Here is a 25,399-nt window from a genome sequence, read left to right on the forward strand (position 1 = left end):
CTTACATTAACCTGCCGGAAACCGCAAAATGCGGAACATCCACAAACATTCCCTGGAATCCTGGTGTCATCTTTTTCATACACTCATCGGCAAAGATTACATCCCAGGAACCCGTTTCCACCAGCTCTATATAATCCTCTTCTTCTTTCAGTGAAACATCGCCATTTTTCTTTAATTCTCTCTTCATGGCAAACCAGCTTGCAGATACAACTTCTGCGTTATCTGCGGTTCTGCTTCGAATCTCATCCCGGATCGCATTGGCAATTACCTGCTGATGCACTACTAAAACCTTCTTTCCGGCATAGTCCATCTCCGGCACCAGTTCTCCTGCCACAGGATATCCTACTTCATAAGGAGTTCCGAATTCCTTTTCCAGGTACTTTGCTGCCTCCAGCGCTGCCGGTGAGAGGACCAGATTCTTCTGTGCCGCAGAAGCTTTCTTCACCTCATCCAGACCATCACCCATTCCATAACAGATGGCCGAAGCATCTTCCTGATTTTTAAGAATTTCTCTAATCTTATCTGCAGCATCCAGGTCACTGAGATCCTGTGGCGTTGCTCCCAGAACCCCAATCCTTCCCTGTTCTATCGGCAGTTTTTCTTTGGCAAATCTCTGGAACAACGCCAGATAAGCCTTTTCCTCTCCTGCGTCATATAGTTCCATTCCATCGGTATCTACCGTCAGAATCGGCAAATCAATCCTCTTCTCACTCATACGTTCCAACGCACGATAATCCGTTCCAATAACTGCCGGAACCGGAGTCCCGATTACAGCGGCAAAGGAAACCTCCAGTTTGGAAGCCGCATCGGTAAGTTTCTCTACCAGCCGGTCATCTCTTCCTAAGATTGCATCCATATCCCGAAGTCCTGCGCTGAACACCGCACTTTTTCTGGAAAACCATCGAGGTTCATCAAATCCGCAGACATTCCCGGTACATCCTCCGGCATCACAGATCACAATGATTCCACCCAGTTCATATAGTACTGACACTGCACCAGACTGATCCGGTGCAAATGGCGTCAGATATTTTCTTAATCCTTTCATAATCTAAGCCTCCTCCTTTGCCGCAAGCAATGCTTCAAAGAGTCTTCTGACACCAGCATAACCATAGGGCTGCCGGTCTTGGTTCCAGACTACATTCGGACATCCCGGATGATAATATCCGGCATCCTTTCCGATGGTCAGGTTCACTTTCGAGCCCTTAGCATCATAATATAGCATGGTTGGTTCCAGATTCGAGAACACTTTTGTCTCAGGGCTTACCGCCGCAAGCTGTTTTAAATATACGAAATTCTCCGCCGTCAGCGTTCCATAGATCTCCTTTACCTGAAATCCATAACGCACCAGTGCCAGTGAAAGTTCAAACGCGTCTCCATTCATACACTCTCCTACTGCAAATGAAGCATCCGGACATGCCTGCCGGAACTTCTCCACAGCTCTCCTGGCCTGTTCTCTTACCTCTACATCAGAAAACTGTACTCCCAGAGCTGCACCAAACGCGCGGTACTGGCTGGCAATCTTATCAATCTGATAAAGTCTTGTAAGTTCAATAAATGGAATCTTTAACCGGTCATGAAAATCTTCTGCCGCAAATCTCGCTTCCGGATGCAGTACCAGATTGAAATTCGCCTCTGCCATCGTCAGATATTCATCATAATCCTGACAACGGGAAATTTCATGTACCGTCCTTACACCTGCGTCTTTTAGAAGATCATACAATTCACAGTCATCTACAAGGGGAGAGAAGAATCCAAGGAGATTGACCACATTTCCCTTTTTCTTCTTCGGTTCCAGAAGCGAATAAATAGACTGGCGCACATGAACCATCGGCGGTTTTCTTCCCTCACGGGTCAACGCATACATATAACATGGCCGCACCGGCAGTCCTGCTTCTTCCGTCGCGCGCCGGCAGATTCGTTCCATATCCGTTCCCAGAAGTGCATCCACACAGGTAATACAGATCATAACCACCGACGGCTTCTCTTCTCTGCCTTCACAAATCTCTTTTACCGCTTTCGGAATCTTCTTCAGATGACGGCCAGTCACGATATCCGTCTCATCCATCAACAGATAGAAGAACCTGTCATGATATTCCCTCATCGAACTGATCATAGAAGTATTCCTTCCGCAACATCCAGGTGCCACGATCAGCATAATAGATCCTGGTACCGCAAGCCCTGCACGCTTTACCCCGAACCCTTCTGCCCCCGGAGAGTTGAATGCCAATGTTGCCGGCGAACTGTAGATCAGATGTGTATTTGATATCAGCTGCGGCGGAATGGCATCTTTACCAAGCTTCACCAATTCTTCCGCAGTACAGTAGTAAACTTCCTGTCTCATACTTCCTCCTCATTTTCCAACAATAATTTCGCCAGTTCAAAAAAGCGCTGGCTGATCGGTGATTCCGGTTCCCCTTCAATCACTGTCTTTCCCTGATCCTCATAGCGAATGATCTCATCACTTCTTGGGATCTCGCCAACGATTGGAATATGACTCTTCTCAGAAAATGCCTGAACCTTTTCCGTCTCATTTTCCACATTCCGGTGATTCAGCACAATCCCAAATACTCTGGCATAGCTTCGGTCTTCAAAGTTCTTCACCGCACGTGAGATATTATCTGCCGCATACAATGCCATCTTCTCACCGGAAGTTACAATCAGAACCTTCTCGGCATATCCTTCCCGGATCGGTGCTGCGAATCCACCACAGACAACATCCCCAAGCACATCATACAGAACCACATCCGGTTCGTAATTCTCGAACAACTTCATATCCTCCAGAAGCTGGAACGTAGCAATAATTCCTCTCCCGGCACAGCCAAGTCCCGGTGTAGGACCTCCCGTCTCAATACAAAGCACACCGCCAAATCCTTCCTTGGAGATGTCTTCCAGCTTCTCCGGTTCTTCATCCTCTTCTCTCATATAATTCATCACCGGTCTTAAGGGTTCTCCGCCTAACAGATTGATCGTAGAATCCGCTTTCGGATCACACCCAATCTGTATAACCTTCTTGCCCAGCATCGCAAAGGCAGCCGCCAGATTCGATGTGACTGTAGACTTCCCGATACCACCCTTTCCGTAGATTGCAACTTTAAGCATAATAACCTCCCACAATTGTATCTTCTTTTCCCACCAACAAAGAAAAAGCTCCTCTACCGCTGCGGTAAAAGAGCTATACATATTATCCGACATCAATAAAAATCCTGCCATAATAATGAAAGATTCCTATCACATATTTTCCCATATATACCACTATTCCCGCTCGGATATTCCTTGCCGTCAGAGTCTGTAATTTTTCATCTTATCTGCATTCAGATTGAAAAGATTCTCTCCGTCTGCGATGGTTGATTTTATTATATCTTATCTATCCAAATGCGTCAATGAACGTTATAAATGTCACAAAGCGTTAAAATGGGGATTGCTGCTCCCCATTGTCCGATCACGGTCGCCATAGCGGCTCCTTTGATTCCATATGCAGGAAGGCCGGCCAGACCGAAGATGAAGATTGGATCCAGAATCAGATTGGTAAGCGCACCTGCGATTAATGTCACCATGCTGTCAAATGTATCACCGATTGACTGCAGAGATCTCTGGAACATCGTTCCGACGAACGTACCTGCACAGAAGATCATACAGATGGACAGGTACTCTTCGCAGAACGCTCCAATCGTCTTCTCATCTGTAGATAACGAAACAAACCATCCTGAGCAGAATATTCCTAATATCACAAATACCAGTGTGCCAGCTCCGGCCAAAATGACACCTGTAGCAGCAATATTTTCCGTCACCTCGTAATCCTTTGCCCCAATACTCTTAGACAGTAACGCATTGATTCCCACACTGGTTCCTACCGCCACTGCTATCATAAGAAGCTGAACCGGGAAGGCAAGCAACGTTGCCGTCAGCGCATCTTCTCCGATTCTTGCCACAAAGACACTATCAACAATATTATATAATGACTGCACCAGAAGAGAGATCATTAGAGGCAGCGACATGTTGATGATTAGTTTTGGCATTGCCATAGTTCCCATTTTGTTCTTCGTTTCCATACTTATCCTCCACTTTAAAATATTAAAAAAGTGCAAACCAAATCAATGGTTTGCACATTCACTTTCTATACCTTTCATTCAAAACACTCTTTTATCAAAACACTCTTAACTCCGTCAAAATTATGTCCTATAATAATATCATACTTTTACAATATATAGAAATTCAAAAGGAGACCCTTTTAATGAAAGTAATCGATCTTACCCATACAATCTGCGAAAATATGCCTGTATACCCGGGAACAGAGCCTCCTACCCTGGAACCATCAAGCACTTACGCGGAAAATGGATTCAAAGAAACAAAAGTAACCTTGTTCACACATATCGGCACACATATGGATCCGCCCGCCCATATATTTCCGGGACGAACGACTCTGGATCAATTCCCGGCAGAACAATTTATCGGGAAAGCACTGGTCATCGACTGCCGTGATTTAAAACCGGGGTCCGCGATAACCATGGCATCTCTGGTGAAATACGGAACAACTGTCAAATCCGCAGACTTTCTTTTATTTAATCTGGGATGGGACAAGTTCTGGGGAACGGATGCCTATTTTGGCGATTATCCTTGTATTGACGATGAAGTATTAGACTTTATTATTCATGGGCATTATAAAGGAATCGGCTTCGATGTCATAGGTCTTGATCCTATCGCAGATGAGAATCTGACACGACACAAAAAGTTATTCCAGTCCACAGATATCATCAATATGATCTTCCGAAGATATTCGAAAGCAAAAACCCCTTTCTCCAGACTCATCCGTCTGAAGAAAAGGGGTTTTATTATATCATCTCTACCATGTCAATTCCAGATACAGGTCTTTATATTGCTGAGCAGATTTATCCCAGGAGAAATCCTTATCCATATCTCTCTGAACCATCTCATCCCAGCACCAGCGATTGGTGAAGTACAAGGTCTTTGCTCTGTTGATTGCATCCAGCAAAAGACCAGCGTCATAATAATTAAAGGTGAAACCATTTCCTGTATTTGTAAACATATTATAAGGCTCTACCGTATCTTTTAATCCGCCTGTCTCCCGGACAATCGGGATTGTACCATAATGCATGGCAATCAGCTGTGTCAGTCCGCAAGGTTCAAACTGAGACGGTACCAAAAAGGCATCTGCACCGGCATAGATTCTGTGAGCTCTCGTCTCATCATACATAATGTTCGAGCACACATTTCCTTTATATGCATTTTCATAATAGCGGAAGGAATTCTCATACACATCGTCTCCGGTTCCCAAGACAACAACCTGTGTATGTTCGTCCATAATCTGCGGAAGAATCGCATTGACCAGATCCAGTCCTTTCTGATCTGTCAGTCGGGATATTAATCCGATAACAAACTTGTGATCATCTTGCTCCAATCCCAGCTCTTCCTGTAATTTTCGTTTATTTTCCTTCTTCTTATCCAATACATCTGTAATGTCATAGTTGGCATATAATCTAGAATCTGTGCTGGTATTCCAGATATCATAGTCAATTCCGTTGACAATTCCTCTTAATTTGCCAGAATGATATCTTAAATGAGCATCCAGCTTCTCACCATAATAATCCGTCTGAATCTCTCCGGCATATGTATGGCTGACCGTAGTAATGACATTTGAATAAGTCAAGCCACCTTTTAACATATTGGCATCGTTGTAACTTACCTTCAATGCATCTTTATTGAACACATAATCCGGCAGTCCTGACCAATAACGGATTGTAGGAATATTGTAGATTCCCTGGAACCGCAGATTATGGATAGTCAGAATCGTCTTTGCAGAAGTCAGTTTCGTATCTTCAAATAACGTTCTCAAATATACTGGAACCAAGGCTGCCTGCCAGTCATGGCAATGAATAATATCCGGAATCCAGTCCATATAATTCAATGCTGCCAATGCTGCCTTTGCAAAATAGCAATACTTCGGAATATCATCGATCAGATTCGTATATGGATTACCGCTGCTGAAGAATTCTTCATTATCAATGAAATCATATACTACTCCATCCCAGACATATTCCATAATTCCAACGTAGAATGATCTTCCATCGGAACACAGATTCATCTCAAAAGATCCCTTATAGATCATCTTCTCCTGGTATTTCCATGGAATACATTTATAACGTGGAAGAATTACTTTTACATCACAGTTCTGTTTTACCAGTGCTTTTGGCAATGCATACATAACATCACCAAGACCACCTGTCTTAACAAACGGATAACACTCAGAGCCAATAAATGCAACACTTCTTCTCGGAGTCTGGCGCACCTCAAATGTTGGTTCTTCTACAACTTCTGGTTCTGCTGGTTTTACTTCTTCTGCAGCTGGTGCTTTTACCTCTTCTGCCTTTGGTTCTTCTACGACAGCTTCCTTCACTTCTTCTGCCTTTGGTTCTTCTGCGACAGCTTCCTTCACTTCTTCTACCTTTGGTTCTTCTGCGACAGCTTCCTTCACTTTCTCTGCTTTTGGTTCCTCTGTCTTTGCCTTGGTCTCTTTCTTTGCTGCTGCCTTTGGCTTCTCTTCTTTTGCTTTTGTTTCTTTCTTTGCTGCTGTCTTCGGCTTCTCTTCTTTTGCTTTTGTTTCTTTCTTTGCTGCTGCCTTTGGCTTCTCTGCTTTCACAGTTTCTACTGGTTCTATCTTTTCTGCTTTTACTTCTTCAACCTTCTTCTCTTCTGGTTTCACTGCAGTCGCTTTTGTCTCGGTTATTTTTGCTGTGGTTGTTTTTGCTGCAGTTTTCTTTGCAGTTGTCTTGGTTGCAGCTGGTTTCTTGGTTGTTGCTTTGGTAGCTTGTTTCTTAGCCATCTAATACCTCCAAAATAAATATAACATTTTACTCTTTATGATCTTAACTTCAAGCAAATATTTTAAATCATAGAATATTATATCACAAATGCTATATTTGGCAAATATCATAATTATGGCTGCTTTTTACTGACAGATTTCTTTGAACGAAATATTCAATTCTCCGACGCCTCCATCAATCTCTATTCGATTACTGCCGGCTCCATAAATGGAATCATCATGCATTTTCTGATTCTCCAGTTTCGCCTCCCCGATTCCTTTATCAAGTTCAATTCTATAATCTTCAGCTGTCCCTTCCAGTGTAAGATTCGTCTCTCCGAGTCCATAATCAATGCTGCCGGCTCCTTCAAGTCTTCCAGATAGATTTAATTCTCCGATTCCCATATCGATATCGGCATTATGCAGATGTCCATCTGCGATCGTAACATCTCCAATGCCTCCGTCAATTTCTGCCTGATTCAATGACTGAATCCTTCCTGCCTTCAATTCTCCTACTCCAAGATTCATAACCAGAGAATCTGTCAAAAGCTCATCTATTGTTACTTCTCCAACACCAGTATTTAATTCAACGGATTCAAACATCGTCTCTTCCGGGATTGTAAGTACCACTTTCATATTGTTCAAATGTGACATAAAGAATGGCCTTTTTTCTCTGATTTCCAGACGCCTGCCGTTTAACTCATAGGAAATATACTTGTGATTTGTCTCCAGTTTCAATTGCTTCCCGGTCTTTATTTCAAGTTCCGCAGCATTTATATCAATAATAAGATCTGTAACATCATTCTCAATAACATATTCACTCATCTTTCCTTCTGTACCATCGCTGACCAGGCCAAAAACAACACCCACTGCTCCACATATTCCACTTAAGATACTGATACTTAAAAAGATTGCAAATGCCAATGCCAAATATTTAATAACTTTCTGTCCCGTTGTCATTTTACATCCACACCTCCGAAAATACATGTACAGTTAATGTAAATCGTGCATCTGTTGTCCTTTGAATTCTGATGTTTTTTCGCATCCGCGCCGCCAAAAAGAGAATTGGAATTTATTTTTACATTGACTCCATCTGGAACAAGGATATCAATACCTCCAAAAATACTGCTGGCCGTTATCACAGCATCTTCTTCAATAATTGCATTTCTCAAGTCACACTTTACACCGCCAAAGACTGCTGTAAGTTCTGCTCCCTTGAAATCCTCATAAGAAAAATTGATATTCTGCCCGGAAAATGCTGCAAAAGCTATCTTAACTTCCTCACCATTCATTTTCATCGTTTTCATAATCTCCGAACTTTTATTTCCCACAATTCCTCTCAGGATCATTTTCACACCAAAAACCGCAATGATCACCGGAACTAAAAGTTTCCACAGCAAATCAAAATCCAAAACATTCTGACATGCAAGAAGCAAGAATATTCCAATCAGGAGCCCGACCAGGCTGGCAGTCCTGTCACCGTTGTTAAATAACCCAATAAAACTTGGAATAATAATAAATAAAGTCCACCATCCGTCAAAAAATATCTCGATATTCGTAATTCCAAATGCATTGAGAGCCAATACTGCACTTATCGCAATCAATACAATCCCCCATAAAATATTGTTTATTCTTTTCATCTCATTTTCCTCCTTCACTTTGTATAGTTGTATTCTAAAAAAAATCCGCCTTATTCGATAGGCAGATTTTTCAGGAGATTGTGTCAATTATTTAGACTCGTATGATTTTGTAATTCATTTATTGTCTTCCAATATTTATTATGATAAAATACAGCCAAAGCATTTTATTTCTATTAGTCTAAGCAAAACACATCTGAAATTCATCTCAATCATCAGAAAATCTTAGAAATCTCAATGCTTGATTACCCACATAACAGCAGAGGATTTCCAGGATGGACTAAGATGCACTTAAAAACCTCTGCAAGAATAGAAAAAGGAGGTCTTTTATGGAACAGACAGGAACAATTCCCTCAAACCGCATCTACAAAGCCCGTATCTTTGAGATGATATTCAGTGACAAAAAAGAATTGCTTGCCTTGTATAATGCAGTCAACAAAACAGATTATGATGATCCTGAATTGCTGGAAATCAACACTTTGCAAAATGCTATTTATATGTCAATGAAGAACGATGTATCTTTTATTATTGACTCCAGACTGTCATTGTATGAACACCAATCCACTTACAGCCCGAATCTACCATTTCGGTATTTACTGTATGTATCTGATATCTATGCTAATATTACAAAGAACGAGAATCTGTATGGGCGAAAGGCTATCAACATACCATCGCCTCGATTCATAATCTTTTATAATGGAAGAGATCCATTCCCAGATCAAATGATTCTGAAATTGTCAGATATGTATACTATAGAGGAAGAGGATACATCCTTGGAGTTAACGGCACTTATGCTAAATATTAATCCAGATTATAATCAGGAACTGCTAAATGCATGTAAAACATTAAAGGATTATTCTCTATATACTGCTAGAGTACGGAAATATGCAGATAGAATGTCACTGGAGGATGCTGTGGAGCGAGCGATAACAGAATGTATCAAAGAAGGAATTCTGTCAGAATTTCTCTTGAAGAACAGAGCGGAGGCGAAACGAATGAGTATCTACGAATATGATGAGGAAAGGCATATGCGCCAGACACGTGCTGAGGGATACGAAGAGGGCGAGGCCGCTGGAATAAAAGAAGCTACACAGCGCCTGAATCAATTAAATCGGTTGCTTGCAGAGCAAAACCGTACAGAAGATATCATAAAAGCCGCAATAGATGAAAATTATCAGAAGAAGCTTTTAGAAGAATTTGATCTATAACTCTGAAGAAGCCGCCAATGGCGGCTTCTTCTTTCTAAATGCATGGCAGTTAACTATTCAAACAGCTACCGTCAGCCGTTCAATACTTCTTCCCTTTGCCCATTGTGTACAATACACATTCGTACATTTTTGATACTTTTCAAACTGTTTTTTTGCATTTTGTTCATCTCCGTATACTTTCCAGCATCCGATACATTTGTATCCGCATGCGCGATTTTCTATAAATCCACGTACATCCTCTGGCGGATACCCAAGAAAAAGTCCAATCTCATGCGGAAATTCTTCTGACTCATGCAATCGCTTACTCAGACGGACTACGCATTTATCGGAATCGTCTACAGAATATCCGTATTCTCTCAGGATCTTCGCTGCATCTTCTGCTGCCAGATCATTTTCCAGTTTATTCGGGCGATAAATATAGAGCAATACCCGGTCAGCAGACATTCGCAGCGGAATCACACGTACTCCCTTTGGTACCAGACGTCGATTCAGGGAACGTACAGCGGATAATAATTCTTTTCTATCTGAATACGGACAATTAAACACATTCCCTGTCTTTAATCCTGCTAATGTGGACGAACAATGACGGATAATCATCTCATCGGACATGCTGCTCCCTCCAGTCTTACATTTTCTTCCAGAATGCTCTTCAGAGCTGACATTGAACTTGTATGAGAACGAACAATCCGAACGTCTCTTCCTTTGGTCTCATTCAATGCATTGCGCACCATTTTATGTGATACTGTCCCCGTAAACAGCACCATCAAATCCGGATTCCCGATTCCTTTCAAGCTGCTCTTCTGCTTCGGATATACTTTCGCATCACATTGATATTCCTGACATAAATCTTTATACTTTCGAACCATACACTCATTTCCACCTATGATTACCACACTCATGTTCAGCATCTCCCTTCTTGGTTAGTAATGGCTAACCTATACTTTGAAAGAAAACGCCTTGCGGCGCAATCTTTCTTTAAATCACTTTTATACAGCTTTGTTAGTTCCAGCTAACTTATTATTTTATATAATAACTATCTTATGCTCCTGTGTCAATTCTTTTTGGTATCATTTCGTAATATCGATAATTTATCTCAATATTATTTAACAAATCCGTCCATTTTCCATCTCATAGATTACATCTGTCACATTCATCGTGGATTTTCTATGCGATACCAGCACCACCGTTTTATCCCCTCGGGATTCATGTAATGATTTTAGAATAATTCCTTCATTTAAGGAATCCAGATTACTGGTCGGCTCATCAAGAAGCATGAACGGCGCATCGTGAAGAAATGCCCTTGCAATCCCGATTCGCTGCTTTTCTCCGCCAGAGAGGGTATCTCCCAATTCACCAACTTCCGTATCGTAACCATTTGGCAACGTCATGATGAATTTATGGATAGAAGCTTTTTTTGCCGCTTCTATAATCTCTTCTCTGGAAGCCCCCGGTCTTCCGACTGCAATATTATTGGCAATGGAATCATGGAACAGATATGTTTCCTGCGTCACATAGGATTCCATATCCCGCAGATCTTTTGTATTAATCTCACGAATGTCCTTTCCGGAGATTCGAATATCTCCTTGGTCTGCATCCCAGAAGCGCATCAAAAGCTTTAGCAGCGTAGATTTACCAGAACCGCTCGCCCCGTGGATTCCCACAACCTTTCCTTTCGGGAGCTCAATGGAATAGTCTTCCAGAATCTGTTCTTCCTCATAGGCAAAGTCCACATGCTCTGCTTTTGCACCTGCAAATATAGTCTGTTCTTTTTCGGCAACTTCTTCAATCTGCGGTTCTTCTTCCAACAGAGAGAGAACACGCTCTCCACTGGCCAGTGTCTGATTCAGATTATTAGACAGGTTAGACAGTGCCGTCACCGGCCCAAAAGAACCCATCATAGCAATGACTGTTATTAGCATACTGTCAAAACTGACAATGCCTCTTTCATACTTCCAAAGCATGAAGAAGAGCATTCCAAAGGAGAATAACAAAATGGCCATATTCGTCAAGGATCCCTGCACTGCCTCATGACGGTTCAACTTCTTCTGCATCAGTCCCAGTTCCCTGGAACGATCATCAATCTGTTTCATTCGCTCTTCGCCCTTGTCATACTGGATTGTCTCGTCCAGTCCACGAAGGGAATCCAATATAAAACTGTTCAGCTCCCCGAAAGAATTCCGAAACTGCATCCCTTCCTCCGCTCCTTTCTTCCCGTTCCTGACCGGAATCACGGCACCGACTACTATATACCCCAGAAGTGCAAGTATACCTGCCGGTGCATACTGTGCACCGATAAAAAGAATCATAATCAGAGAAGTCAGAATTGCAATGGCAATCGGAGAGATTGTATGCGCATAGAAAACTTCCAGAAGCTCGATATCTGATGTAATGATAGAGATAAGATTCCCCTTATCTCGTCCTTCCAGTTTCGCCGGGCATAGCCTGCGAAGTGACGCAAATACTTTATGCCGAATGATTGCAAGCAGCTTGAATGCAATGAAGTGGTTACAATATTGCTCTCCATAATGAAGCACACCACGCAGAATAGCAAGAACAATCAGGATTGACGCTATCGTTCCAAATGACCGTGACGTGAAGAATCCCCCTTCAATCACGTCCACGTTTTGCCGCAGAATCTCTGACAATCCATATAACATTCCATACCCGGTAAGAATGGTTAAAAAAATGGCACACAGATATCCCAGCACTCCTAGTAGAATGGCAAGACTCATCAGCGGAAGCAACGGTTTCACTAATCCAATGAGTTGTCCCATAATCACAATACCTTTTCTTCGGTTTTTCTGCTCCATTACTCTGCCACCACCTTTCTGTCTAAATGTCCTTCTGACTGACTGATCGCGTGTCCATAGTATTCCAGATCTCGCTGATATCGGTATAAATCTGCATAAGCTCCTCCAGATTCCATCAGCTCCTTATGAGTACCAGACTGTACCACATGTCCCTTCTCCAACATATAGATTCGGTCAGATTCTACTACATTCGCAAGTCTGTGAGAAATGAGCAGGATTGTCTTCGTCTTCACCAGCCCCCGTATTACTTCCATAATCATCTCTTCGCTTTCCATATCAATATTGGACGTCGCCTCATCAAAGATATAGACCGGTGTGTCGTGGAGAAGCGCTCTTGCCAGCGCCAGTCTCTGGCACTGCCCGCCGGAGAAATTGCTTCCTCTTTCCAGGATAGGCGTATCCAGTCCTTGCTGTTCCTCCAAAAATCCTAACAAGTTGACTTTTTCCAACACTGCGTACATCTCTTCTTCTGATGCATCGGCTTTCCCCATCTTCAGGTTCTCACGGACTGTTCCTTTAAACAGATAACTATTGTGACTGACCAGAGTAATGTGATCCATCAAGCTCTTTTCTGAAACTTTCGAAAGTTCCTGGTCCTGGATAGTAATGCTGCCCCGATAGCCCTTGTTTCTTCCCATAAGGATAGCCGCAATGGTACTTTTTCCACAGCCAGAGGTTCCCACCAGAGAAGTGAAACTGCCGCCGCTCAATTCCACGGTCACACCTTCCAGAATATCCCTTTCTTCTTCATAGGCAAATCGCACATCCTCTAATTGGATAGTCGTCGTTTCTTTTCCAAGCTCAATCTCTTTCTCCTCCGGTTCCGGCAGATCCAATAGCGCAAAGATCTTGTCACTTGCCGCCATACCGTTCATAGCAATATGAAAAAAAGAACCCAGAAGCCGCAGCGGAATAAAGAATTCAGATGCCAGTAATATAATCATGAGTGCTCCACTGAAGCTTACATTCCCATTGATATATTCTGAAAGTGTCACGATCATACCGACTGCTGCGCCGCCATAGGCAATGATATCCATCACACTGGTAGAATTCAGCTGCATAGTCAACACTTTCATGGTAATCCGCCGAAATCTCTGAGATTCTTCATCCATCTCATCTGCTTTATCTGCATCAGCCTGATAGATCTTCAGAGTTGTCAATCCCTGCAGATTCTCCAGGAAAGAATCTCCCAGTTCTGTATAGATTCCCCAATATCTGTTTAATAATTTTTTTGCAAATTTCTGTACTGCCACGATAGAGATCGGGATTAGCGGAACACAGACCAAAAGTACCAGGCTTGCTTTCAGATTTACAAAAGCAAGGATAACAAAGAGCGTTATAGGAGCCAGCAGGCTATAGAATAACTGAGACAAATATTTTCCAAAATATGTTTCCAGCTGTTCCACACCTTCTGCTGCCATCTGTACCACTTCAGAAGTCGCAACACTTTCACGATAAGATGCTCCCAGTTTCAATAATTTCCCATAAATCTTCTCACGCAATATCCGTTTCACATCCACGCTCGCCTCATAAGAAGCATAGGATGCCTGTCTGTCACAGATCAGGCGCAATGAAATGGCAATAAGAATCACGATACCGTATAAAAGCAGCTGATTCTTTGTGATCGCATCAAACAATGCACTCTCCAAAAGCATGGAAGCAACATAGATCATCACTACCTGGCATAACAGGGATATCCACTTCCATACGACCTGAAACACAATATATTTTTTTGCATGAGATAACAGTTTGACCAGCCTTGTTTTTATCATGTTTTGTAGTTTCCTTTCTTTCACGATTCTGTTCTTCTGAATAATAATGGTTTTCACCGGCTATTTGAATTAGTGCTCACTAACCGCAATTCAAAAAAAAGAAGCCTCAGTTTGAGGCAACTAACTTATATATATCATTTTATTACACAAACTGTCAATTACTTTTTTCAACAAACTGCTTCTGTTTTAAACTTCGCACAATAAAAAAGACTTGAGGCACATCAATCCCCAAGTCTCTTCTTCCTATTGTTTAGACAAAATTACGATGAAGCAGTTCGTGCTCTTTTCCTTTTAAAGAGTATGCTCTCCCTGTTCAAAAGACGGATAAGGATAAAGTTCCAGATCGTCCAATATTTAACTGCTTCAAAGTCATTTTTCGTTTTACTCACCTTCAACCGGTTCTGGATTGGAAACACTGACTTTGTGATCATACCAAGTTCCTTTTGTTCCTACTAACGCAAGATCAAATTCTTCATCCAATGCCGGGACTGGAATATCGAATCCATACACTTCTTCTGTCGTGCCATCACTATACGTCACAGTATCTTCCGTAGGCTCCAGAAGTTCTGCCCCATCTTTCTGAGCATCTTCAGCAAGCCCAGGATAGAGATTCAGTATATTCTTTGATACCAGAGAAACATGTATTGTCATTTTTCCATCTTTTACCGTCAAAGTACCTTTTCCTTCACAGGCTTCATTGGCATGAAACATTCCGCTGTCTGTATTAAAATCTGCGGAATAAGTACCATCCTCTATTCCAGCATCTGCTTCACTGCTGCTCTCTGTATCTACATCCTCTTTTTGGTCTGTTTCTTCTACCTGTTCTTTTGCATCCGTATCCTGAGTATCATTCTTTCCAGAACATCCAAATACAAGCGCAGATGAAAGCAAAAGTATTCCAAGAACTGCGATTACCCTTTTCTTCATTTTCATAACTCCTACTCGCCAATTACTGCTTTAGCATGTGCTACATAAAGATTCTGAATCGCTTCAATCTCTCCGAGACCTGCAATCTGTGTATCTACGCTGTCAAATTCTCCGGAAGCATTAAACATGCTCTTCCAGGAGTCATCATCGTCTCCTGCCATATCATTATTAGCGTGGTCTCCTGCAACAACCATCAAAGGACGAAGGATTACTTTCTTATATCCTGCCTGGGCAACTGCATCTATAACAGCTTCACATGCCGTTTCTTCCGGTTCGCCTTCTACCGTTCCGATAAATACATTGTCATATCCGAGGTCATTCATCTGTGTCTGCATCTGGCTATAAGATACTTTTGCAGTATGAGAGGTACCGTGTCCCAAAAATACAAATGCAGCGCCATCTTCTTTTGCAGCATCCAGGCTGTCATATCCTGCTGTTTCCACTGCCTCAGAAGTAGTCGCTTCAGCAACCGCTTCTTTATCAGCATTGATAACCGTTGCATCTTCTCCGACTTCTCCAAGCAAAGGCTCTGCAACTTTTACAGATTCAAACTGATCCTGGTAAGCTTCTACAGATTCCATCAGCTCATCGTATTCTGCGCCATGCATCAGATGCGTCGGCTGTACCACCAGATTTTTCACTCCATTAGAAACTGCACGTTCCAATGCCTGATCCATATTATCAATACATTCCTCATCTCTCGCCTGAATATGGTTAATAATGATCTGTGCCGTAAATGCTCTTCTTACCGACCAGTCAGGATATGCTTCCTGAAGTGCATCTTCGATTCCCTTAATATCAGCCACACGACTGTCATTAAAAGAGGTTCCAAAGCTGACTACGAGGATCTCATTTTCACCAATATCATCCTGATTACGAGGATCATCTTTGGATGCATCGCCTGTATCTCTTCCAAAGTAATCCGGATCTGCATTTTCCCCTTCTACCAATTCCTTCTGCTCATCTGTCAGTGCGTCCCATGCCTCTTTGGCTTCCTTGCACTGTTCATCCGTTTCATCTGTTCTCTCCTGCACATAGATGGCATCAATCAATGCAGCTACTTCATCTGCCGCTTCCTGATCAGCATCTGTCTCTACTTCTTCAGTTTCCTCCGCCGTTTCGGATGTCTCCTCACTGCTGCCAGAACATCCGGTCATTACCAGAGCACTTACCATGGAAACTGCCAGCAAGATTGCTACTACTCTTTTCTTCATCTTGTTCCTCCTTCTTATTTCTGGTCCATTTCCGACAAAAGGATATAACGGCAGTACTTATGAGGGTATAATGACTTAAAGCCAAAAAACGTCCTTTTTCCATAAAATGGTAAAAGGACGTAATACTGACATAATCAAACAACACTTCCGGCAGATACAGACACTGCCAGAAATGTAATATCTCCATTATAATCGGTTGCGACCAGTTACTCGTGATCTGTGGGCATATCCCACTCCGTTTTTCAATAGGCAGGTCTCCTGACTTACGGATCCACATCCAAGGCCGCCTTCCCAATTGCTCAGTGACTTATCTGGCCTTGCACTCCTCGCTTACAGTGACGAGTTCGTACAGGATTTGCACCTGTTTCCCTTTTCATCAGACAATCCATGATTGTCTGAACCTATCGAACATACCTTATCACACCCGAATAAAAATGTAAAGTCTCTGAAATTGTTTTTTAATATCTATGGTTATTGACTACTCCACATTTTTTAATGCCTCTTCCATCGGAATCTTTCGGATTCTTCTGAAATCCAGTATTATTACTATCAGGTATCCAAGAAGAACGAAGGAAAACATCTTCACATAGCCCATTGGCTCTATCGTAAAGGCAAACCATCCATTATATTTAAACATAATGATTTTCCATGCCTGTTTCATTACCGTAGAACCTAATATTACACTTATGGTATCCGCCACAACCACTACCATTGTTGTAGATAGCAAATATAGGCTTGCGATCTCACGGTTTTCATAACCAAGAATCTTCGCCATGGAGATTGCCGTTTCGTTCTTTTCGATAATAAGCTTTGTCAATAGATAAATCAGCACTGCAGATAACAGGATACACAGAATCTGAAAATACTGCATATAGGCTCCCATAGAATGATCTAACTGGTCGCACATTTTCGTAATATCCTCTTTCGTAATAACTGTCGCGATTTTATCTTCTTCGATATCGGTAATCTCTGTGTCTGAGATATATCCGGTGAACTCCTCCTTGCCCAGTTCAAATAAAGAACGATATTTTTCAATCGGAAGGAAAACTGCAATACTCTGACATTTTTCATAAATTCCTGATACTTTAAACTGATACTGCTTATGTTCATATTTTTCATCCAGCTTAATGATATCTCCCACCTTCAGGTTATACTTCTCACTGAATGGTCGTGAAAGGTACACTTCATTTTCTTCAAGTTCTGATAAGTTTTCAATCTGGATATATCTGCTGTTATCCCGAATGCCATAAATGGACACTTCTTCATCCAATTCATCCCCTGTCTTCTTTAATGCTTTCATACAGAATTCCTCTACGTCCTGATTATCTGTATGAATCATTTTCCCTTCCTCATCTTCACAGGATTTCAATACATATTGGTACTTTGCAAACATCATATCTTCTGCATTGTCCTGATAGTAATTCAAGGTAGACGGCATTCCGACTGCCATAGCCAGCATAACCATAATAAAGAAAATGCCCGCAAAAAGAACAGCATAATCAGGCATGTTCTGGAATATGATACGCAGACGGAATCTGCTAAAAAACTTCCACTTCGGGAGCCTTACAGTTTTCTTTCGTTTTGACTTTTTCAGATCACACCGTAAAAACTGAAGTGGTGTATGCTGCATCATGCGAATAATCACTAACAGATTTATCACAAACATCAGGAATACTGGTATTACAGTCGTCTTAACAAACGCATCCGGGTTCCATATTGTTTCATAGGTTGGAAGACTGTAACTGTTATAATACATAGATACCACAACATCCTTAAAGACTGTATACCCCATCAGATTGCCCACAATTGCTGCAATCATAGTTACAATCACAGGTATTGCCAGATAATGCCTCACAAGCTCACCCTTTGTATATCCGGATGCCCGGAGGGTACCGATTGTCTGTGATTCTTTCATAATAGTATTGCTGATAGTAACCGCAAAGATAAAAGCAATAATCACGATCAGGATATCCAGAAGCACTCCGCCCATCGCTTCATCTGACCCCATATCATCCGTCGCAAAATTGATTGCCGGGTTCGCATAACGGGGAACATAATCCTGAAGCTCATTCTCATGCACGACCGTCTGGGTAAGCAAAGCTTTCATGAAATCATCGGATTGCTTCTTTTCTTCTATCTCATCTGCGTATTTCTGTTCATATTTCCATGCATATGTATAGTGGATTGAACCAGAGAGACGTCCAAAGCCATCCTTCGTTACCATAGCCACATTAAACTTCAGTGCATCAAACATTAGATCCGTACTTTTCTCATGAAGCGTAGAGTAATTTACATAGGCAATCAGCCCTGTAACATAATAAGACTGCCCACTGACAGTAATCGTATCTCCTACCTGAATTCCTGCATTGTCCGCATGCATCCGATCAACAGCAATCTCATCTTCCGTCTCCGGGAAACTTCCTTCCATCAGGCAGGCCTGATTGATCTCTTCTGTTCTTTCATACACTCGGATGGTACCATCGGACTTTCCGTCATTATCATGATCTTCATCCTCATTCCGGTAGAAATTCTCATATACAGTTACAGGAACTGCTGAAAAATCTGAGTCATCCAGTTCCATTTTGGCTTGATCCGGATAAAACTGTTTCACATCAGCTTTTTCCCCGGTTTCAATCGCACGGATCAGCTCCTGATCTGCCTTCTGATCTAGTTCAAAATGTCCGTCCTCCAGATGATACTTCTCTTTCCCCTCCGCAGCAGCCTGCATCATACTTCCATTGGCAACATACATGCCTGATACAAACCCAATGGTAAGGATTAGGAACAATGCAACAACCAGATATTTTTTCCAGTCCCTTTTTAGCTCTCGAACAATTCTCTTGCAAAGCGGATTTCTCATCTTTCCGTCTTTCATCTCTGCCACGCTCCTTACCATTCAAGATCTACTGCTGAAATTTTGTTTGTATTTTTTTCATTATGACGCACTTTTCCATCCCTTAGTTTAATCACATGATCTGCCATGTTTTTAATAGCTTCATTATGCGTAACTATGATAATCGTATTTTTATATTTTTGATTAATATCCTCGATCAGCTTCAGGATTTCCTTGGAAGTACTATAGTCCAATGCTCCGGTGGGCTCATCACAAAGCAGGATGTCCGGATTTTTCACAATGGCCCGTCCAATCGAAACCCTCTGCTGCTGTCCGCCGGAAAGCTGGTTCGGGAGCTTATGACGGTGTTCATAAAGTCCCAGAGTATGTAACAGATCATCAATATCAAGCGGATGGTCCGACAGATATGCACCCACTTCGATATTTTCTTTTACGTTCAGATTGCTGATCAGGTTATACATCTGGAACACATACCCCAGATGCTTCCTGCGGTACTGTGTCAAATCCTTTTCAGCCATATCTTCCAATTTATCACCGTGAATGGAAATATATCCGGAATCAGCACTGTCGATTCCTCCAATAATATTAAGAAGCGTGGATTTCCCTGAACCGGAAGGCCCCAGCAAAACACAGAACTCTCCTTTTGCAACCGAAAAATTCATCCCACACAGGACCTCCTGACGAGTATCCCCGCTTCCAAATCCTTTTTTCAAATCTACAATTTCTAAAAAATTTCTTTCTTCCTCTGACATAACTTTTCCCTTCTCAGTCTTCGCTTTTCTTATTTTGTTATTTCAAAATATATCCTTTCATTCCTCTTGTTAGTTGTATTTAATCACAATTAGTATATTTTAACTGCATCTTTATTGTCAACATACACCTGGTTTATCAAAAAAATTTCTCGTTAACAAATAAAAAAGGCGATTTGATCAAACCGCCTTTTTTGTTTATTACTCTTTTCTTTCTTCTATTAATAAATTCTGCATACTCTGCAAACTGATTGTCAAAGTGGAAATATTATGAAGCATCGCTGCTACTGTTGGCTGCATTACCCCACCAATCCCCATTAGAATTAGCACTGTGTTAATTCCCACAATCTTACGATAATTCCTCTGGATTCTTTTCATCAATGCATTGCTCAATCTTTTTAATCTCACAATCTGATAAAGATCATCTGCCGAAATGGTTATGTCAGCAATATCTCTGGCAAGTTCTGCACCATCGCTGATCGCAATTCCTACATCTGCTGCAGACAATGCCGGAGAATCATTCACGCCATCTCCTACCATAAGCACCTTCCTGCCGGATGCTTTTTCGCGTTCTACAAAACCTGCCTTATCAAATACAATGGTCTGTGCCTCGGCAACAGCTTCCAAGTATTTACCGCCTTTTACCGTAATATCATGATCGCCGGCCTGTCGGATTGCTGACAGCACTGTAATCGGCATTGCAAGCTTTAAGGCACAGGAAAAGTCCACCATCAGAACAGATAACGCTTTGGTAACATTTCTCGTCAGAAACCAGGCAGCAATCGTTCCAGCCAGAGTAACTGGTACCAGCCTGTCTGCCAGTTTCTCTGCTTTCCCTTCCACAGATGATTTCAGCTTCTCTGATTCCTCAATCATTGTTACAATCTTTTCATACCGTGATGACCCCGAAGCTTTCCTGACCATAAAGGTAATCTCCCCTTCTTCCAGTACACTGCCGGCATAGACATATCCGCCCTTTTCACGATGTACTGGGAGCGGCTCTCCCGTAAGGGAGGACTGATTTACCATTCCCTCTCCTTCTGTCACAAGACCATCAAAAGGAATGATGTTTCCCATATGGACAATAACCTGATCTTCCTCTTTGACCTGGCGTGAATCAATCAAAATCTCCTGTTCTCCACTCTTAACCCATACCTTCGATACATTCAGCGACATACTGCGCGCCAGGTCACTTACTGACTTTTTATGGGTCCATTCTTCCAGTGTCTCTCCAACTCCTAAAAGAAACATAACCGAACTGGCCGTATCCATATTACCGCGTAAGATGGATACTCCGATTGCCGTAGCATCCAACACGGAGACCTCTAACTTTCTTTTGGCAAGGCTCTTTATGCCTTCTTTCAGATAATGCAGAAATCTGGCTGTTGTCCAGACTGCCCGCACCGGATATGGAAGAAGCATTTTACCTGCATAATGTAAAGCCACTTTACTGATCAGTCTTTCCTTGTATGTGCGATTCAATTTTCTTCCAGAATTAGCGGGCACCGTCTCCGGAACTTCCACAGACTCATACCGGAATTTTCTAATTGCCTGAATCACAGCTCCTTTTTCTCCGGTAAAGCAAACGCAGGCATCGGCCGTCCGTTCATATACCTTTGCCTGCGTGACGCATTCCAGCGTATTCAGATAATACAAAAGCGTATCTGCCTCTGTACAGGACATACGCTTTTGATCTACATGAATACGGATTCTTCCTGGAATCTCATGCTTAATTATAAATCTCACTTATTCTGCCTCTGCCTGTACACAGGCTTCTGCTTCATTATCACGTTTCTCATTAATCTGCTTTGCCTCTGCCAGTATATCCTCTGCATTCTCCTGAACTGTATCAACTGTCTTCATCACACAGTCTTTTGCACGAAGGACTGCTGCAGTACAGCTTGTATATACTTTTTTGGCATCTCTGCTGGAAAGCACTTTCACTCCTGCTGTTCCAAACAGCACCCCGCCTGCAAAAATACCAAGATTCTTTAATTTAAAAATATCCATGACTCATCCTCCATTCTTTTGTATTGTGCTCAGTTATTTGTGTTTCTTTCCAGTATAAAATAACATACCAAGACAGAACACCATGGCCCATGCCCAAAACTTATGCTGCTTCAAAAAGATCACCTCGTTTTATCTGAAGTTTCCTTTTATCATACTCTTTCGTGGAGTCATAGTCAAAACCGAAAAGCCTTATTGAATTATTTTATCAATTACTGCAGGATTTTCTTTCTAATTGTTTCTATCGTCTGATTAGAAAGCCCATTTTCTTTCAACAGCGCGATATAATCTTTCTCATGGGCTTCTTTCAAAAATGCTTCCATTGGAATTCTCTTATACTCCTTCATAAGTCCATTCTCCTAAATCCCTTAATGATTCATATTCTGGTTCAACATACGTTCAATGATATCTACCGATTCTTCAATTCCATAACTTGCACTGTTAAAGCAGATATCATAGTTCATCGCATCCCCCCACTTGAGTCCGGTATAATAGTGATAGTATTTCTCGTGCCTGCGATCCTGTTTCTCCAACAGACGTCTTGCCCTTTTATAATCCAGATTATTTACTTCCATGATGCGGTGAACTCTCTGTTCAAATGGTGCAGTAATAAATATACTGATATGTGGAATATGGTTATTCGCAAGGATCACATCCGCACACCTTCCCATCACGATAAAATCTTCTTCCTTTGCCATCTTACATAACAGATCACTCTGATTGAAGAAAATAGCATCCTCTTTCGTAAGGCCATGATATCGGTCGAATTCTCGGATCTTATTTCTCCATCCCTTGACAGAATTAAAACCTCGCTGATATTTGTTCTGTATAATTTCTGTTCCAAGATCTGCCACATCTCGGATGGAATCTTTTTCTACTTCCAGTCTTCGAAGTACTTCTGTAAATATCTCCACATCATAATAGTTAATCCGCAGCGCATCGGCCAGTGCAAACCCGATATCATTTCCCGCACTTCCCTGGCTTCGTCCGATACAGATGATCAGATGATCGTCTTTTGAAAACTTCTGCCGCAGATTGGACGTATTGAGTTTCGCACGATTCTGATCCACAATCTCTCCCTGTCCGAAACTGGTCGGAAGACTCTCTACTTCCTTTAAGATGTCGTCATATTTTTTCATGACACGTGATTTATCCTGAGGATTGCGGATTGTGCGGGCCATATTACTGATCAATGCCAGTTCACTTCTAAGAAGATGACCCTGCGGTCTGGTGCTCATTAAGTTTGCCAGATTCTCTACACAAGTACGTCTGTCTCCGGTAAATGTTCGTCCCAGAGAAGATCCCACGCATTCATACACTTCAATATCCAGATCGTAGATACGTTCCGCAAGTTCTATACATTTTTTTCGATTATCCTGCATTTTTCTTCTCCTCCCTACCAAAAGAATATCAAGGTATCCAAAAGAAATACCGGTACCAGATACGCAATTGACCACAACATGTAACCAAAGAACGACGGCATTCGGATACCATTTTCATCCGAAATAGACTTGACCATAAAGTTCGGTGCATTTCCGATATAAGTATTGGCTCCCATAAATACCGCACCACAGGAAATAGCTGTCAACATTCTGACCGGCACAGTTCCCACAGAAGTTAAGATACCATTCTGGTATCCCAATGCCCCTGCCGTGGTCAAAAATACCAGATATGTTGGTGTATTATCCAGAAAACTTGACAGTGCTCCCGTTGCCCAGAACATCTGCATCGGCTCTGTAAGTCCCAGGTCAGCTCCCTTTGCTTTCAGTATCATAAGTGCCGGCTGCATCGTAATAAAAATACCGATAAACAGCACTGCTACTTCCTTAATCGCACCCCAGGTAAAATGGTTTCTGATACGTATATTTGAATCTGTCGTTTTAAATGATAAAAATGCTGCGAGAAGAATAATCCCAATCTCGATCAGCGCAGGAAATCCAAGTGTCACCTCTCCCAGTATATGAATTCCTTTCTCCGTTCCATCCGCATTCTGGAACGCAGACAAGCCCGGAAGCACGCCACTTAATATCACAGCTCCCACGATCATTGCCACGAAGATCAGATTGTGAAGTCCATCTATATGAAAATTAGTCCCTGGTTTACTGATATCCGGTTTCAGCCCGCGTGCAATATCCTTACGATATGCTCTCATATCAAGATGATAAAATACAAACAATAAAATTATCATATTAAAGATTAAGATTTTAAACAAGTGCAAACTCCAGGAAAAAGGAACACCACGCATAAATCCCATTAACAGCGGAGGATCTCCAATCGGGGTCAGACAACCTCCCATATTGGATATCAGAAAAATAAAAAATATCATAATATGGCTTTTCCGCCTGCGCCAGGAATTCATTTTAATAAAAGGACGAACTAACAGCATGCTGGCTCCAGTCGTTCCGATCAAACTGGATAAAAGCGTGCCAATTGCCAGAAGACCTGTATTAATACGCGGAGATCCTGCGAACTCTCCTTCTACCGTAATATTACCCGCAACACAGAACAGACCAAATAATAAGATAATGAACGTCAGATAATCATTCACTACGCACTCCAGCACTGTCTGTGCCGATTCAAAAGCACCGTATGTTACTGTAAAAGGTATTATAAATAAAAGCGACCACGCAATCACCACTAATGGCTGGTTCTTCTCCCACCAATTCGGCTTTATCAATGGCATTACTGCAATACTGAGCAACAGCCCTGCGAAAGGTATGCAGAGCCAGATTGGAACTGATGTAATTCCTTCCATGTATATCACCCTCCTGATTCACATTCTGCTTCTTTCATTAACAACTTAAATCTACCGCAGAACATTATACCACTTTCTTCTGTTCTGTCTACATCTAATCGTTATTTTTCTAACGGACTCTTTTTTGCAAATAAAAGACAATAAATGCACTTATCTGCCTGACAGCAGATAAGCAGCATTTATTGTCCCCAAACTTTTGCATATTTTAGAATATAGCACGTATAATTTTTATTTGTCAAGTATCTTATGTATCTATTTCACAATAATAAAGCTTATGATTCTCATATATATTGGTGGATATTATATTTCCTTTATAATCTCAATGATATCTGACACCAGTACCGGGCAAAAATTCATAAGGAGCCCTGAATCCAGTACTTTTTCGAATTCTCCCGGCTGGGATATATCGTGTCCCAGTAGTTCCACACTTTTGCAGTTAGTTATGAACTGATATAGCTCGAAAGCTTTATAGAATAAGGCTTCCGAGCATTTTTTATTTTATATTTTTAACTTTTATATATAGCGTTTTATAACGTTTCGTGATATAATAAGTATTATATCGAAGGAGCTGAATTATGTACTTAAAAAAAACACCAAACACCCACGGACGCATTAGACTTTCTATCGTTGATAATTACTATGATAAAGT

Annotated in this window: 21 protein-coding genes, 1 pseudogene and 1 riboswitch; of the genes and pseudogenes, 2 read left to right on the top strand and 20 right to left on the bottom strand. The window is 41.7% G+C overall.

What is annotated here, in order from left to right:
- Nucleotide 1: 1 nt before the first annotated feature.
- From JQM81_RS08205 to JQM81_RS08220, 4 genes are all read right to left on the bottom strand, one after another.
- A complete protein-coding gene (locus JQM81_RS08205; RefSeq protein ID WP_235233030.1) occupies nucleotides 2–1,045 on the bottom strand; it encodes a nitrogenase component 1 in 1,044 nt (347 codons plus the stop codon).
- A gap of 3 nt (nucleotides 1,046–1,048) precedes the next feature.
- Nucleotides 1,049–2,341 (bottom strand): nitrogenase component 1, encoded by a 1,293-nt coding sequence (locus JQM81_RS08210; protein ID WP_235233031.1) that lies wholly within the window; start codon nucleotides 2,339–2,341, stop codon nucleotides 1,049–1,051.
- Nucleotides 2,338–3,099 (bottom strand): P-loop NTPase, encoded by a 762-nt coding sequence (locus JQM81_RS08215; protein ID WP_235233049.1) that lies wholly within the window; start codon nucleotides 3,097–3,099, stop codon nucleotides 2,338–2,340. Before JQM81_RS08215 ends, JQM81_RS08210 begins: the two co-directional genes overlap by 4 nt.
- Before the next feature lie 278 nt (nucleotides 3,100–3,377).
- Nucleotides 3,378–4,049, bottom strand: coding sequence for an MATE family efflux transporter (locus JQM81_RS08220; RefSeq protein ID WP_235233032.1), 672 nt, complete (start codon nucleotides 4,047–4,049; stop codon nucleotides 3,378–3,380).
- 182 nt (nucleotides 4,050–4,231) lie between these two features.
- On the opposite strand from JQM81_RS08220, the pseudogene JQM81_RS13805 reads away from it, so the two are divergent.
- Nucleotides 4,232–4,684 (top strand): annotated as a pseudogene (locus tag JQM81_RS13805) (cyclase family protein); the annotation flags it as partial.
- Nucleotides 4,685–4,840: 156 nt separating this feature from the next.
- Here JQM81_RS13805 and JQM81_RS08230 read toward each other — a convergent pair.
- The 3 genes from JQM81_RS08230 to JQM81_RS08240 form a co-directional block, all read right to left on the bottom strand.
- Nucleotides 4,841–6,838, bottom strand: a complete 1,998-nt coding sequence (locus JQM81_RS08230) for a glycogen synthase (RefSeq protein ID WP_235233033.1) — start codon at nucleotides 6,836–6,838, stop codon at nucleotides 4,841–4,843.
- A 126-nt stretch (nucleotides 6,839–6,964) separates the two neighbouring features.
- The gene (locus JQM81_RS08235; protein ID WP_235233034.1) at nucleotides 6,965–7,777 is read right to left on the bottom strand and encodes a DUF4097 family beta strand repeat-containing protein; all 813 of its coding nucleotides are present in this window, start codon (nucleotides 7,775–7,777) and stop codon (nucleotides 6,965–6,967) included.
- Nucleotides 7,774–8,457 carry a LiaF domain-containing protein gene (locus tag JQM81_RS08240; protein WP_235233035.1) on the bottom strand — a complete coding sequence of 228 codons (684 nt, stop codon included), beginning with the start codon at nucleotides 8,455–8,457 and terminating at the stop codon, nucleotides 7,774–7,776. The genes JQM81_RS08235 and JQM81_RS08240 overlap by 4 nt, the downstream gene beginning before the upstream one ends.
- A 326-nt stretch (nucleotides 8,458–8,783) precedes the next feature.
- Between JQM81_RS08240 and JQM81_RS08245 the strand changes: the two genes are divergently transcribed.
- Complete coding sequence (locus tag JQM81_RS08245; protein WP_235233036.1) at nucleotides 8,784–9,662, top strand: hypothetical protein; 879 nt, start codon at nucleotides 8,784–8,786, stop codon at nucleotides 9,660–9,662.
- Between the two features lie 57 nt (nucleotides 9,663–9,719).
- On the opposite strand, the gene JQM81_RS08250 is transcribed toward JQM81_RS08245, so the two are convergent.
- The 13 genes from JQM81_RS08250 to JQM81_RS08305 all read right to left on the bottom strand — a co-directional run bounded on the left by JQM81_RS08250 (nucleotide 9,720) and on the right by JQM81_RS08305 (nucleotide 24,750).
- On the bottom strand, nucleotides 9,720–10,271 hold the full coding sequence (locus tag JQM81_RS08250; protein ID WP_235233037.1) for a DUF3793 family protein: 552 nt from the start codon (nucleotides 10,269–10,271) through the stop codon (nucleotides 9,720–9,722).
- Nucleotides 10,256–10,561, bottom strand: a complete 306-nt coding sequence (locus JQM81_RS08255; RefSeq protein ID WP_235233038.1) for a DUF2325 domain-containing protein — start codon at nucleotides 10,559–10,561, stop codon at nucleotides 10,256–10,258. The genes JQM81_RS08250 and JQM81_RS08255 overlap by 16 nt, the downstream gene beginning before the upstream one ends.
- Nucleotides 10,562–10,765: 204 nt before the next feature.
- On the bottom strand, nucleotides 10,766–12,472 hold the full coding sequence (locus tag JQM81_RS08260) for an amino acid ABC transporter ATP-binding/permease protein (RefSeq protein WP_235233039.1): 1,707 nt from the start codon (nucleotides 12,470–12,472) through the stop codon (nucleotides 10,766–10,768).
- The gene (locus JQM81_RS08265; protein WP_235233040.1) at nucleotides 12,472–14,244 is read right to left on the bottom strand and encodes an ABC transporter ATP-binding protein/permease; all 1,773 of its coding nucleotides are present in this window, start codon (nucleotides 14,242–14,244) and stop codon (nucleotides 12,472–12,474) included. Before JQM81_RS08265 ends, JQM81_RS08260 begins: the two co-directional genes overlap by 1 nt.
- A 381-nt stretch (nucleotides 14,245–14,625) precedes the next feature.
- Nucleotides 14,626–15,171: a hypothetical protein gene (locus tag JQM81_RS08270; protein WP_235233041.1), complete on the bottom strand. Its 546-nt coding sequence runs from the start codon at nucleotides 15,169–15,171 to the stop codon at nucleotides 14,626–14,628.
- Nucleotides 15,172–15,182: 11 nt separating this feature from the next.
- Nucleotides 15,183–16,385: a sirohydrochlorin cobaltochelatase gene (locus JQM81_RS08275; protein WP_235233042.1), complete on the bottom strand. Its 1,203-nt coding sequence runs from the start codon at nucleotides 16,383–16,385 to the stop codon at nucleotides 15,183–15,185.
- A 230-nt stretch (nucleotides 16,386–16,615) separates the two neighbouring features.
- A riboswitch (cobalamin riboswitch) is annotated at nucleotides 16,616–16,805 on the bottom strand.
- A 58-nt stretch (nucleotides 16,806–16,863) separates the two neighbouring features.
- On the bottom strand, nucleotides 16,864–19,260 hold the full coding sequence (locus JQM81_RS08280) for an ABC transporter permease (protein ID WP_235233043.1): 2,397 nt from the start codon (nucleotides 19,258–19,260) through the stop codon (nucleotides 16,864–16,866).
- 14 nt (nucleotides 19,261–19,274) lie between these two features.
- On the bottom strand, nucleotides 19,275–19,991 hold the full coding sequence (locus tag JQM81_RS08285; RefSeq protein ID WP_235233044.1) for an ABC transporter ATP-binding protein: 717 nt from the start codon (nucleotides 19,989–19,991) through the stop codon (nucleotides 19,275–19,277).
- 198 nt (nucleotides 19,992–20,189) lie between these two features.
- Complete coding sequence (locus JQM81_RS08290; protein ID WP_235233045.1) at nucleotides 20,190–21,734, bottom strand: HAD-IC family P-type ATPase; 1,545 nt, start codon at nucleotides 21,732–21,734, stop codon at nucleotides 20,190–20,192.
- Nucleotides 21,735–21,998 (bottom strand): DUF6110 family protein, encoded by a 264-nt coding sequence (locus JQM81_RS08295; protein WP_235233046.1) that lies wholly within the window; start codon nucleotides 21,996–21,998, stop codon nucleotides 21,735–21,737.
- A 209-nt stretch (nucleotides 21,999–22,207) separates the two neighbouring features.
- Nucleotides 22,208–22,342 carry a hypothetical protein gene (locus JQM81_RS13605; protein WP_268826494.1) on the bottom strand — a complete coding sequence of 45 codons (135 nt, stop codon included), beginning with the start codon at nucleotides 22,340–22,342 and terminating at the stop codon, nucleotides 22,208–22,210.
- A gap of 21 nt (nucleotides 22,343–22,363) precedes the next feature.
- The gene (locus JQM81_RS08300) at nucleotides 22,364–23,377 is read right to left on the bottom strand and encodes an AAA family ATPase (protein ID WP_235233047.1); all 1,014 of its coding nucleotides are present in this window, start codon (nucleotides 23,375–23,377) and stop codon (nucleotides 22,364–22,366) included.
- Between the two features lie 14 nt (nucleotides 23,378–23,391).
- Complete coding sequence (locus JQM81_RS08305; protein WP_235233048.1) at nucleotides 23,392–24,750, bottom strand: sodium:proton antiporter; 1,359 nt, start codon at nucleotides 24,748–24,750, stop codon at nucleotides 23,392–23,394.
- Nucleotides 24,751–25,399 lie beyond the last annotated feature (649 nt).

The sequence above is a fragment of the Faecalicatena contorta genome (assembly GCF_021531895.1).
Taxonomy (GTDB): domain Bacteria; phylum Bacillota; class Clostridia; order Lachnospirales; family Lachnospiraceae; genus JAFBIX01.